This is a genomic window from Stenotrophomonas sp. PS02301, assembly GCF_029959485.1.
GTDB classification, from domain to species: domain Bacteria; phylum Pseudomonadota; class Gammaproteobacteria; order Xanthomonadales; family Xanthomonadaceae; genus Stenotrophomonas; species Stenotrophomonas maltophilia_Z.
Map to the genome: position 1 here is coordinate 1 of NZ_JASCOO010000123.1, position 11,129 is coordinate 11,129.

The window sequence follows — 11,129 nt, forward strand, 5'->3', positions numbered from 1 at the left end:
CCGCCCGCTGCGGCGGGGCGGTGCCGGCCAACTTCCGGCAGGAAGCGGCCGGTGGCATCGATGCCACCGGCCCGGGCGCACAGTCGAACTACCCGTACCTGTCCGGCTCCAATGATGGTCTGCTGCCGGAAACCTCCAAGACCTGGACGGTCGGCCTGGTCTACAGCCCGAACTTCGTGCAGGGCCTGGATGTCAGCCTGGACTGGTGGAAGATCCGCATCGACAACGTCATCGCGGCAGAGTCGGTCACCTCGATCCTCAACCAGTGCTACGTGCTGAACAACGCCAACGCCTGTGACCGAGTCACCCGTGACACCGACTCCGGTCAGGTCGTCGACGTGACCCGTACGCTGATCAACGGCGGCTACCAGGAAACCGCAGGTTACGATCTGGGTATCCGTTACCGTCTGCCGGAACTGTCCTTCGGCAATGTCGTCATCGACTGGAAGACCACGTATGTGGACTACCTCGAGTACAAGCGCGACAACGAAGCTGAAACCGCTGTCGAGCAGCACACTGGCTGGGGCACGGGCGACTGGGGCGGCAACTTCCGCGTGCGTTCCAACCTGAACATCGATTGGAGCCTGGGCAACTTCGGCGTCAACTGGGGCATGCGTTACTACTCCGGCCTGAAGGAAGAGTGCGCCTACGATCGCGAAGGCGGCCCGGAGTGCAACAACCCGAGCTACTCGTCGGCCTATACGCTGGCGATCCCGGTGCGCAACACCGGTTCGAACACGTTCCATGACCTGCAGGTGCGTTACACCACCCCGTGGGATGCCACCATCTCGGCAGGCGCGAACAACGTGTTCAACCACGAAGGCCCGGTGATGTACAGCCAGCCGAACTCGAGCTTCTCCTACTACGGCGGCTTCGACATCGGTCGGTTCTACTACCTGAAGTACACCCAGCGCTTCTGATCCATCGAAGCAATGGCGTAAAAAAGGAGGGCGGACCGCAAGGTCCGCCCTCTTTGCGTTGTGGGTAAGGAAACTCTGAGTTTCAGCGAAGGGTGATCCGTTTCACGTTTCGAGTGGAAATTCAGTTGATACCGTCAATCGGTCCAATCTTGGACGATTGAGAGATCGATATGAAAATGACGCTCGCTCAGAAATTTTCGGCCGTGTTCCTTGCGTCCCTCGCGCTTGGCGCCAGTGCATCGCCCAGCCTGATCATCTGCGCAGGAGGGCGCTACTGCGAAGGCGTCCGTGCCGAATGCCTGGCCGAGGGCCGCTCGGCTGCCATGTGTGAGCGCCTCTGGCGTGATTGCGTGCTGGACGCCTGTCCGCAGCGCTGAAACGACGATGGCGCGCCACAGGGCGCGCCATCCTTTGAGAACGTTCCACCTCACACTCAGGCGTCGCTGGCGACCAGCCCCATCAGTGCGTTGGCGTGATCGCGCCACTGCGGCAGCTTGTTGAGCACGCCGGCCCGCTGCAGATACTCCTCGTCCACCGGATCGCCATTGATCAGCGCCAGTGCTACGTGCACCGCACCGGTCACCCAGAAACTGCGGGTGTTCGAGCGCTGCGGCTGCAGGTGGAAGGCCACCGCCTCGATGATCGGCATCGGCAGGCCCCACAGCCCCAGCAGGTAGGCGCCTGCCTCGGCGTGACCCGGGCGATTCTCTGCCGGGTCTTCGGCGCTGCGTTCGTTGCGTACGCCCGGGAGCAGCAGCCCGATGTCGGCCAGCAGGGCCGCGGTGGCGCCCAGTTCGGCGCTGGACTCCGGCAACAGCTTGGCGGCCAGGCGGGAGGCCAGCAGCGCGCGCTGCTGCAGCGAGTTGCGCTCGGCACCGGACAGCGGCTGCGCGGAGAACACTTCGCTGGCCAGGACCAGATCACGCAGGGTGGACAGCCCCAGGCGGGTCACCGCGGTGCGCAGGTCGGAGATGATCCGGCCATTGTTGAAGAAGGCCGAGTTGGAGAGCTGCAGCACCTTGGCCGCGATGGCCGGGTCGGCCGCGACCAGCTTGGCCACGTCGGCGGTGTTGGTATCGTCGTCGTGTTCCAGCGCCTGGGTCAGGGTCAGGTACAGATGCGGCGGGGAGGGCAGCTTCTCGATCCGGCCGATGGCGCTGCGCAGGCGCGCGCTGTCGAGCAGTTCGCGCAGCTCTTCCAGGCTGGTCAGGGCTTCGAGCAGGACCTCCGGGGCCAGCGGCATCGGCAGGAAGCGGTGGGCCACGCCGATCAGGCGCGCCGGCGGCGGGCGGTTGCCATGCTCGGCATCCACCAGCGCGATACGGATGGTCTCAGGGCGCAGCGTACGGATCTGGCCGAGCAGCGTGGTGGCGTTGAGATCGGGCAACTGCGGGCACACGATCACCGCATCCACCGGCGAGCCGGCAACGATGCCCATGGCGCTCTGGCCATCGGTCGCGGTCAGCGGTTGCCACTCTTCCCCAAGATCGGCAATGAATTCCAACAGCTCAGCCGACAGGCTGGCTTCGTCCCCAACAAGCAGAATGCGCACGACACGGTCCCCTGGCTGACCACGGTGAAACGCACCGTGGACGGTGTGAAGAGACGCAATGTACCCAATCCGGCACGAATAGTGATGTGCCGCATTGAAAAAACGTGATGCGCATCGCTCCGGCAGCGGTGTGCCGGAGCGACGCAGGTCAGTCTCAGGCGATGTTGCCGAGGTAGCGCTGGTGCGCTTCGACCAGGATCTTCTTGGCTTCGGCGGCGCCGCCCCAGCCATCCAGCTTGACCCACTTGCCCTTTTCCAGATCCTTGTAGTGCTCGAAGAAGTGGCCGATGCGCTCCAGCCAGTGGCTGGACACCTGCTCGATGTCCTCGACGTGGGCATAGCCACTGAACACCTTGGAGATCGGCACGGCCAGGATCTTCTCGTCGCTGCCGGCTTCATCGCTCATCTTGAGCACGCCGACCGGACGGCAACGCACCACCGAGCCCGGGACCAGCGGCAGCGGCAGCACCACCAGCACGTCGGCCGGATCGCCATCGCCGCACAGGGTGCTCGGCACATAGCCGTAGTTGCACGGGTAGCGCATCGGGGTGGAGAGGATGCGGTCGACGAAGATCGCGCCGGTTTCCTTGTCCACTTCGTACTTCACCGGCTCGGAATCCTTCGGGATTTCGATGATGACGTTGATTTCTTCCGGCGGGTTCTTGCCCGGCGAAACGAGTTCCAGACCCATGGTCGTGCTCCAGCTGAGAGGGGGTAGGGCGCAAAGTCCGCCATTTTAGGCCCATTGGCGGCCAGCGTGCAGCGGCCGTGCCGCCGATCGGTCGATCCGCAGCGGGCGTGGGCCAGGAAGGTCACCCTGCGCGCGGGGGAGGGTGGGCAGACCGCCACAGGGCAGTGCCGTCAATCCCGACCCTGCCCCGGGCAGAGGGCCGATGGTTGCGCCTGGCCGAGCGGTCGATCATGGCCACGAACCCGCTTGGAGGATGGTGATGACCCTGACAAATCGGATGGCCTGCCTGTCGATGGCGCTCGTCCTGTCCCTCGCGGCGGTGGCCGGGGAGGCCCGCGCCCGCAGTGGTCCGTACGTGGATCTGGTCGACTTCCCCTACACCGAAGCCAACTGGGACCGCTTCTACGATCTCCAGGATCATCTGAACCGGGAGTTCCATGACCTGTGTGGCGATACGTACTGCGAGGGTGAGTTCAGCAACCATGTCGTCCTGCAGTTCCGCTGCTCGGTAAACGCGCCCAGTGGACGCGTCGCGTCCTGCGTGCTGGTCATCGCGGCGGGCAACCTGGAGGTGGAGCCGACCACCGGAGAGGTAGTGCCGGACAGCCGGACTTGGGCGTGCGTGGCGCCGCTGGCGCCCGATACCTCCGTGGAAGCACTGCATGCCGCACTCGGGCGACCTGACGCGTTGACCCGGCCGCTCCCGGGCACACACCGATCCATGCACGACGCGCTGTTCGAGTGCCTCAACTGAGCATGCGCTTCCCCAACGCCGTACAGGAGACACCCATGAAACCGATCTTCCCGAGCGCTCTGCTGGTACTGGCGGTCTGCAGCCTCCCGATGGACGGCCGTACCGCGGAGACCTTCGTCGACGCGCGGACCTACCCGACCCAGGCCGTGGGCTGGGAGCGCTTCCGTGCGGTGGAAGCCCGCTTGGTCGGGGGCTTCAACGACGTCTGCGGCGACACGTTCTGCGAGGGCGAGTACCACAACCTGCAGGCGCTGCGCTTCCGCTGCTCGGTGGAGGCGGCCAGCGGGCGGGTGGAGGAATGCGTGTGGACCTTCACCGGCAGTACCGCCCGCGTCGACGCCGCCAGCGGGGCGATCGTGGTCGATGCGCGGACCTGGGCCTGCCGGGCGCCGTTGGCGGCCAATACGCAGTTGCCTGTGTTGCTGCAGACCCTGGAGCAGGGGCAGGCACTGCACGCCCCGTTGCCGGGCACGCCCGACAGCATGTACGACGGGCTGACCGAGTGCCTGTGAGGCCCACCCGCTCGATCTGCAAACGTGACTGATTCTCATTTGCGGAGTAACATGCCGCGCCTTACGGGTTGTCGTGTCCCTGCGGCCCCGCTTCGTGCATCGGCCCATGTCCACCAACGCCACTACCCTGACCGAGCTGTTGATCCGCGAACGCCCGGCGCTGCTGCGTCTGGTGCAGCGCATTCTGGGCAGCGACAGCGGCGCTGAGGATGTGATCCAGTCCATCTGGTTCAAGGCCCGGGGCGTGGACAGCGGGCAACCGATCAGCAACCCGCGCGCCTATCTGTACCGGCTGGCTGCCAACCTGGCGACCGATCATGGGCGTGAGCGCACGCGCCGCACGCGCCTGTTGGCCGAGCACTACCTGTGGGGCCCGGAGGAGGCGCTCTCAACCGAAGAGCAGGCGATGGCGCAGGACGAACTGCAGCGCGTGCTGGACGCAGCGGAGCACCTGCCCGAGCCGACCCGCACGATCTTCCGCCTCAACCGCCTGCAGGGCATGACCCAGGTGGAGGTCGCCAAACGTCAGGGCGTGTCCGTGACGACCGTGGAAAACCACGTGCGCAGTGCACTGCAGCGATTGGCCTGGGCGCGCAACGGGCGCTGAGCGGCACCGCCTGGGCTTGGGGAAGCCCGTTTCCCATCCGTCTTGATCATAATGCCGTCCCTTCCGGCATCTTCTTCGTCCGCGCGTGATCGCGCGATCCACCGCCAGCCATGAGCCCGCACGAACAACCGCCGATGTCCCGACCCTTGCCGCCGTCCGACCCTGCTGCCGTCCAGGCCCGTGCCTGGATTGCCTGGCTGGCGTCCGGCGCGGTCGAGCCGGTGCAGATGCAGGCTTTCGAGCAGTGGCTGGCCGAGCCTGACAATCGCCGCACGTTCGAATACGAGCGCCAGTTGTGGCGCAGCCTCGGGCCGCGACCGGCGCCCGCCGCGGCGGCAACACGGTCACGGCGCCGGCCGCGGTGGCCGCTGGTCGGGGTGGCCAGCGCGGCGCTGCTCGCGCTTGCGTGGGTGGCACCGGAGGCGTGGCTGCGGCTGCAGGCCGATCACCGCAGCGGGACGGGCATCCAGGCCGTGGCGCTGCCCGATGGCAGCCGCGCCGTGCTCGATGCCGACAGTGCCATCGCGGTCCGGTACGACGGGCAGGTGCGCCGCATCGCGCTGTTGCGCGGGCACGCCTGGTTCCAGGTGACGCCCGATCCGGCGCGTCCGTTCCAGGTGGAGGCGCAGGGCGGTGTGATCGAAGACATCTCCACGGCGTTCGCGGTCGCCAGAGAAGACGATCACGTGGAAACGAGGGTCGAGCAGGGACGGGTCCGGGTCGCAGCGGCCGATCGGGCGGGCTGGACATATCTCGACGCGGGCCAGCGCGCGCGCTTTGCACCGGGCGGGCGGGTCGTGCGGGAGCAGGACGTCGCCCTTGACCGCATCGCCGCATGGCGCGAGGGCGAACTGCTGCTCGAGGCGACCGGGGTCGAGGATGCGGTGCGGCGCATCGCGCGCTATCGCGCCGGCGCCACCTTCGTGCGCGGCGATCTGTCCGCATTGCCGACCGTCAACGCTGCCTTTCGCATCGACCGGCCGGAGCAGGCACTGGACGCGCTGGCGGTGAGCGCTGGCTTGCGCGTCACCCGGCTGCCGATGGGGGTGGCGATCGTGGCACCGGCCAACATCACGGCGGAGTAGCGCGGCGAGCCCGTGGTCGTGGCATCACGTACACGCACGGGTCTTGGGGCTGCGCACGGTTCGTTCGTCTTACCCGGCATAACGTACCCGCCGCCGCCACGTACGTACGCTGCATCCGCACCCGCGTGCGGGTGACCCGCCTCTGCGGCACTGATCTTCTGACAGGGTTTTCCATGCGCATCTCCACCCGCGCGGGCCATCGTCCGCGCCCGTCACGTCTCTGCATCGCTTTGCTCACTGCTGGCCTGGCGGCCGCGCCCGGCCTGCCGGCATTCGCCCAATCCAGCGCGGTACCCGCTGCGGCGACGCTGCGGTTCGACATTCCCGCCCAGCCGCTGTCCGATGCGCTGCGCACGTACATGCGCCAGTCCGGGGTGCAGGTCGCCTATCCGGCCGCGCTGGCCGAAGGCGTGACCTCCACGGCGGTGGCCGGGCAGATGGATGCGCAGTCTGCCTTGCTGCGCCTGCTGCAGGGCAGCGGGCTGAGCCTGCGCCAGGTCGGGCCGGACGCGGTCACGCTGGAGCGCGCTGCCGTGGCAGCCAACGACGATGGCCTGATCGTCACCGACGCGCTGAGCGTGGCCGGTGACCGCATCGAGGGCGGCGGCGATGCCGAGCGTGCGCTGGAGGTGTACCGCACGGCCGGTTCCAGTGCCTACATCGCGCGCGCCACCATCGAGCGCTTCCGCGGCACCTCCACCGCGGACATCGTCAAGGGCGTGGCCGGCGTCACCGCGGGCGATCCGCGTACCGCCAACGCGCTGGACGTGAACATCCGCGGCATCCAGGGCCAGAGCCGCATCCCGGTGATCATCGACGGCGGTCAGTCCACCATGGATACCTACCGTGGTTACGCAGGCCAGTCGCAGCGCACCTATCTGGATCCGGACCTGATCTCCAACATCACCATCACCAAGGGCCCGAGCCTGGGTGTCAACGCCTCCGGTGGCATCGGCGGCGTGGTGGAGATGGAAACGCTGAAGATCGAAGACGTGCTGCGCGACGGCCGCGATGCCGGGCTGCGCGTGCGCACCGGCATGGCCAATGCCAGCGCCAACAACGTGCCCGCCTATGACGCCGCACCGCGTACCGACCGCAGCGCGCTGGGCAGCCAGTTCTTCAACATCGCCACCGCCAAGCATTGGGATCGTTTCGACCTGGTCGCGGCGTACGCATGGCGCGAGAACGGCAACTATTTCTCGGGCAAGCATGGCTACGACGATTTCCCGCAGACCCGGCGCACCTTGGCGCCGTTGAATCCGCCGGATACCGAGGTGTTCAACACCTCCTCGCGCTCGAAGTCGTTCCTGCTCAAGGGCACTTGGCGCATCGACGACAACCAGACGCTGGAAGCCGGCTACCGCCGCTATGAAGGCACCGCCGGCGAAATCATGGCCTCGCAGATCATCCGTGTGGACCGTGACCGCGTACCGCAGTGGGATCCGGGCCATGTCGACATGGATGCCTACAACCTGCGCTACCGCTTCAACCCGGACAACGAGCTGATCGATCTGAAGGCCAACCTCTGGTACACCGACGCCGACAGCCTGATGTACAACGGCCTGACCGGCATCACGCCGTGGTACTTCGATCGCCGCACCGAGTGGTACGACGGCCCGTCGTTCAATACCGATCCGGGCTACAAGGATGCCTACCGCAATGAGTTGACGCAGACGCGGCTCGGCTTCGATGTGGGCAACACCACGCATCTGGATACCGGCGCCGGGCTGTTCACGCTGGACTACGGTCTGTCCTTCAGCGATGAGGACGTCGGCCCCGGCCCGCACGCGCCGGTCATGCACGACGACCTGGTCAACAACCGCTTCCTGCGCAATGCCGAGCGCAAGGAATACAGCGCGGTGGCCTCGGTCAAATGGCAGCCGGACGAGCATTGGGAAGTGGTGGTCGGTGGCCGCTACAACCGCGTCAACGTGCATGACCGCAACCGCCTGGCCACGCCGGACGCCTACGGCGTGATCGGTCAGTACCGCTACACGCAGCTGCTGGATGGCAACCCGAACCTGCCGGCATGGCGCGCCAAGCGCATCGCCATGCTGAACTGGTATCCGGATGCCAATGGCCAGTTCACCGAGGCCTCGCTGCTGGCTTCGCCGTATGAGAAGGGCACGGTCGGTGACATCACCGGTTGGAACTTCTATGACGCCGATGACGCCGAAGACCTGAGCGTGCCGGTCAGCTGGACCTGGTCGCAGCCGATCCGTCGCCGCGACAGTGCCTTCATGCCCAGCGCCAGCGTTGCCTACCGCTTCGACGAAGACACGATGGTGTATGTGAAGTACGCCGAAGGCGTGAAGCTGCCGAGCCTGTTCGAAACCACGCTGGGCCTGTTCACCGCGGCCAAGCCCACCGGTGAGCTCAAGCCGGAGCGGGCAGGGACCTGGGAAATCGGCGCGAGCACGGTACGCCACAATCTGTTCACCGAGGGCGACCAGGCGGGCTTCAAGCTGGCCTACTTCAACACACGCATCGATGATCTGATCACCCGCGACTACCGCACCCTGTCGGCCGGTCTGATCCGCAACGTGGACCGTTTCAAGGTCTCCGGCGTGGAGTTGCAGTCCAGCTATGACAGCGGCACGGTGTTCGCCGATCTGTCCGCGCACTACTACCTCCAGGCCAAGACCTGCGCGCCGGATATCGCCGCCGAGCGCCGCGCCTACGGGATCCAGCGCAGGATCGAGGAGCTGAAGAACACCCCGGACTGCGTGGATGGTGGCTTTGAAGGCTCCTACAGCAACACCCAGAACCCGCCACGCTACAACGTCAACATGACCCTGGGCTCGCGCCTGTTCGACCAGCGCCTCAGCGTCGGTACCCGGGTGATCCACAACGCCGGCCCGATCAGCAAGCTGGACAAGGAATGGAACGTCGGTCTGTCGGCGATCCAGCAGCTGTACCGCCCGGCGACCATCGTGGATCTGTTCGCCAGCTGGCAGGCCAGCGAGCAGTTCGCGGTGGACCTCAACGTGGACAACCTGACCGATCGTTACTACCTCGATCCGCTGGCGCTGGGCGTGATGCCCGCACCGGGCCGGACCGTGCGGCTGGCGCTGACCTACCGCTACTGATGCCCGGACACGACAGGGGCCGGCATTGCCGGCCCCTGCGTGCATCCGGCCGGCACACAGGGTGCGCGGCCGGTATCGGCATCCCGCGATCGCTCAGCCCGCGTTGGCCTGTACGGTCGCATCGGCGTGCAGGGCTTCGCTGAGCTCATCGACCACGATCGCCCACTCGGCATCCGAGCGCAGCTGCTCGGTCAGGAACTGGCGCTGCCCCTCGTTCCAGTAGGGTGCTTCGATCAGGCGGATCTCGTTGGACAGCTGGTGATCGCGGATGAAGGCGGCAATCGCCGCCTCGCTGGCGTCGAGGCCGAGCTGCAGGAACAGATTGGTCATGCGCGGTTCGGTGGTGATCATCGTGTCATTCCAGTGGCAGGGCGTGGTCCGTATTATCGGGGCAAGGCCGTGACGGTGGCATGTGACGGTCGCACCGCTGATCACGCGACAATGGGCTTGGGGTTACCCCCGTGCCAGACGTCTTCAACAGAGAACCGTGCCCCACTTCCCCATCCAAGCAGTGCCATGATCGTCATCGATACTCCCCAAGCCACCCGCAGCCAACGCCTCAAGGCGGCCACCCGTGACAGCCACGGCGCGCTGGACAAGCGCATCATGGCCGGCGACATCTTCGCCAGCCGCGACCTGTTCGCAAAATTCCTGCGCGTGCAGTACCGCTTCCACCGCGATATCGATGCGCTCTACGGCAACCCCGCGCTGGACGCGCTGCTGCCCGATCTGGACGAGCGCCGCCGGCTGCCCCTGATCGCCCGCGACCTGGCCGACCTCGAACAGACGCTGCCGCTGCCGGCGTCGACGCGCCTGGATGGCGATCTGCCGCTGCCGGCCGCGCTGGGATGGCTGTACGTGGCCGAAGGCTCCAACCTGGGCGGCACCGTGCTGTACAAGATGGCCGCCAGGCTCGGTCTGGACAGCGGTTTTGGCGCGCGCCATCTGGCCGCGCATCCCGATGGCGCGGCCCGCCACTGGCGCGAGTTCACCGCCGCGCTCGATGGTCTCGCGCTGACCGAGGCGCAGGAGCAGCAGGTGATCGATGCGGCCGACGCGGCCTTCCGAAGCGTGCACGGGCATGTCGAGGAAGAATTCGCATGACCGCCGCTTGCTGCACGCCCGCCGTGCCGGACCACCACCGCCGCCCATGATGCGCTGGCTCTGGTTCGGCCTGGGCTGGATCATGGTGGCGCTGGGCGTCATCGGCGCCCTGCTGCCGGTGATGCCGACCACGATCTTCCTGATCCTGGCGGTCGGCTGCTTCGCGCGCAGCTCGCCGACGTTCGAACGCCGGCTGCTCGAGCACCCCCGTTACGGTCCATCGCTGCGGCTGTGGCGCGAACAGGGCGCGATCAGCCGCAAGGGCAAGGCCTTCGCCGGCGCCGGCATGGCGTTCGGGTTCGCCATGTTCTGCTGGGGGGCGCATCCGTCCTGGCCGCTGCTGCTTGGCGTCGGCCTGTTCTTCGTGGCCAGCGCTGGCTACGTGCTGTCGCGGCCCGCGCCAAGGCCGTCGGTCACGCCCGATCGCCCGTCGGAGCGCTGAACGTGCTGTCCGCCCCGCGCTGATTTCCACCGCCTCGCCCCCCGATACTTGTTCGCCCCTTTCCCGCCTCCGGCCCTGTCACGTGCCGCGATGCCCCTGACCGACGACTCCGCCCATGACCTTGCCCATCGCTCTTCCTGCCGCCGTGGCGGCACTGCCGCATGACCTGACGCCGTGGGGCATGTACCAGGCCGCCGATGGCGTGGTGCAGACCGTGATGATCGGGCTGGCACTCGCCTCGATCGCTACCTGGACGGTGCTGGTTGCCAAGACCTGGGAGCTGGGCCGGCAGCGGACGCGGCTGCGCCAGGCGCGCGCGCTGCTGCTGCAGGCCGCGCATCTGCCGGTGGCGCAGACGCATCCGCTGCTGGAC

The 11,129-nt window shown here is 67.0% G+C and carries 12 protein-coding genes and 1 pseudogene; 10 read left to right on the plus strand and 3 right to left on the minus strand.

The features are described from left to right. Both QMX81_RS19050 and QMX81_RS19055 read left to right on the plus strand, forming a co-directional pair. A partial coding sequence (locus QMX81_RS19050) for a TonB-dependent receptor (RefSeq protein ID WP_282263821.1) occupies nt 1-920 on the plus strand: 920 nt, incomplete at its 5' end. A gap of 170 nt (nt 921-1,090) precedes the next feature. Then, entirely contained in the window at nt 1,091-1,297 is a 207-nt protein-coding gene (locus tag QMX81_RS19055) for a hypothetical protein (protein WP_121039578.1), read from the plus strand. A gap of 56 nt (nt 1,298-1,353) precedes the next feature. On the opposite strand, the gene QMX81_RS19060 is transcribed toward QMX81_RS19055, so the two are convergent. Then, nucleotides 1,354-2,472 (minus strand): HDOD domain-containing protein, encoded by a 1,119-nt coding sequence (locus QMX81_RS19060; RefSeq protein ID WP_152152597.1) that lies wholly within the window; start codon nt 2,470-2,472, stop codon nt 1,354-1,356. 154 nt (nt 2,473-2,626) lie between these two features. After that, a complete protein-coding gene (ppa, locus tag QMX81_RS19065) occupies nt 2,627-3,163 on the minus strand; it encodes an inorganic diphosphatase (RefSeq protein ID WP_019183821.1) in 537 nt (178 codons plus the stop codon). Nucleotides 3,164-3,422: 259 nt separating this feature from the next. On the opposite strand from ppa, the gene QMX81_RS19070 reads away from it, so the two are divergent. The 5 genes from QMX81_RS19070 (at nt 3,423) to QMX81_RS19090 (ending at nt 9,210) form a co-directional block, all read left to right on the plus strand. Beyond that, nucleotides 3,423-3,917 carry a hypothetical protein gene (locus QMX81_RS19070; protein ID WP_282263826.1) on the plus strand — a complete coding sequence of 165 codons (495 nt, stop codon included), beginning with the start codon at nt 3,423-3,425 and terminating at the stop codon, nt 3,915-3,917. A 35-nt stretch (nt 3,918-3,952) separates the two neighbouring features. After that, nucleotides 3,953-4,429 (plus strand): hypothetical protein, encoded by a 477-nt coding sequence (locus tag QMX81_RS19075; RefSeq protein WP_121039569.1) that lies wholly within the window; start codon nt 3,953-3,955, stop codon nt 4,427-4,429. Between the two features lie 106 nt (nt 4,430-4,535). Then, a complete protein-coding gene (locus tag QMX81_RS19080) occupies nt 4,536-5,036 on the plus strand; it encodes a sigma-70 family RNA polymerase sigma factor (protein WP_121039566.1) in 501 nt (166 codons plus the stop codon). A 110-nt stretch (nt 5,037-5,146) separates the two neighbouring features. Next, nucleotides 5,147-6,121 (plus strand): FecR domain-containing protein, encoded by a 975-nt coding sequence (locus QMX81_RS19085; RefSeq protein WP_282263829.1) that lies wholly within the window; start codon nt 5,147-5,149, stop codon nt 6,119-6,121. Between the two features lie 173 nt (nt 6,122-6,294). Continuing rightward, nucleotides 6,295-9,210: a TonB-dependent receptor gene (locus QMX81_RS19090; protein WP_282263831.1), complete on the plus strand. Its 2,916-nt coding sequence runs from the start codon at nt 6,295-6,297 to the stop codon at nt 9,208-9,210. Nucleotides 9,211-9,303: 93 nt separating this feature from the next. Here QMX81_RS19090 and QMX81_RS19095 read toward each other — a convergent pair whose 3' ends face one another. Beyond that, complete coding sequence (locus QMX81_RS19095) at nt 9,304-9,561, minus strand: DUF2789 domain-containing protein (RefSeq protein WP_121039557.1); 258 nt, start codon at nt 9,559-9,561, stop codon at nt 9,304-9,306. A 165-nt stretch (nt 9,562-9,726) separates the two neighbouring features. On the opposite strand from QMX81_RS19095, the gene QMX81_RS19100 reads away from it, so the two are divergent. The 3 genes and pseudogenes from QMX81_RS19100 to QMX81_RS19110 all read left to right on the plus strand — a co-directional run. Beyond that, on the plus strand, nt 9,727-10,314 hold the full coding sequence (locus QMX81_RS19100) for a biliverdin-producing heme oxygenase (protein ID WP_152152589.1): 588 nt from the start codon (nt 9,727-9,729) through the stop codon (nt 10,312-10,314). Between the two features lie 49 nt (nt 10,315-10,363). Beyond that, complete coding sequence (locus QMX81_RS19105; protein ID WP_336619098.1) at nt 10,364-10,756, plus strand: YbaN family protein; 393 nt, start codon at nt 10,364-10,366, stop codon at nt 10,754-10,756. Nucleotides 10,757-10,871: 115 nt separating this feature from the next. Further along, nucleotides 10,872-11,129 (plus strand): annotated as a pseudogene (locus tag QMX81_RS19110) (tonB-system energizer ExbB); the annotation flags it as partial.

Bases quoted from the DNA above. Each gene is read 5' to 3' on its own strand.
- QMX81_RS19055 (WP_121039578.1), top strand. From the start codon at position 1,091: ATGAAAATGACGCTCGCTCAGAAATTTTCGGCCGTGTTCCTTGCGTCC.
- ppa (WP_019183821.1), bottom strand. From the start codon at position 3,163: ATGGGTCTGGAACTCGTTTCGCCGGGCAAGAACCCGCCGGAAGAAATC.
- QMX81_RS19070 (WP_282263826.1), top strand. From the start codon at position 3,423: ATGACCCTGACAAATCGGATGGCCTGCCTGTCGATGGCGCTCGTCCTG.
- QMX81_RS19075 (WP_121039569.1), top strand. From the start codon at position 3,953: ATGAAACCGATCTTCCCGAGCGCTCTGCTGGTACTGGCGGTCTGCAGC.
- QMX81_RS19080 (WP_121039566.1), top strand. From the start codon at position 4,536: ATGTCCACCAACGCCACTACCCTGACCGAGCTGTTGATCCGCGAACGC.
- QMX81_RS19085 (WP_282263829.1), top strand. From the start codon at position 5,147: ATGAGCCCGCACGAACAACCGCCGATGTCCCGACCCTTGCCGCCGTCC.
- QMX81_RS19090 (WP_282263831.1), top strand. From the start codon at position 6,295: ATGCGCATCTCCACCCGCGCGGGCCATCGTCCGCGCCCGTCACGTCTC.
- QMX81_RS19095 (WP_121039557.1), bottom strand. From the start codon at position 9,561: ATGATCACCACCGAACCGCGCATGACCAATCTGTTCCTGCAGCTCGGC.
- QMX81_RS19100 (WP_152152589.1), top strand. From the start codon at position 9,727: ATGATCGTCATCGATACTCCCCAAGCCACCCGCAGCCAACGCCTCAAG.
- QMX81_RS19105 (WP_336619098.1), top strand. From the start codon at position 10,364: ATGCGCTGGCTCTGGTTCGGCCTGGGCTGGATCATGGTGGCGCTGGGC.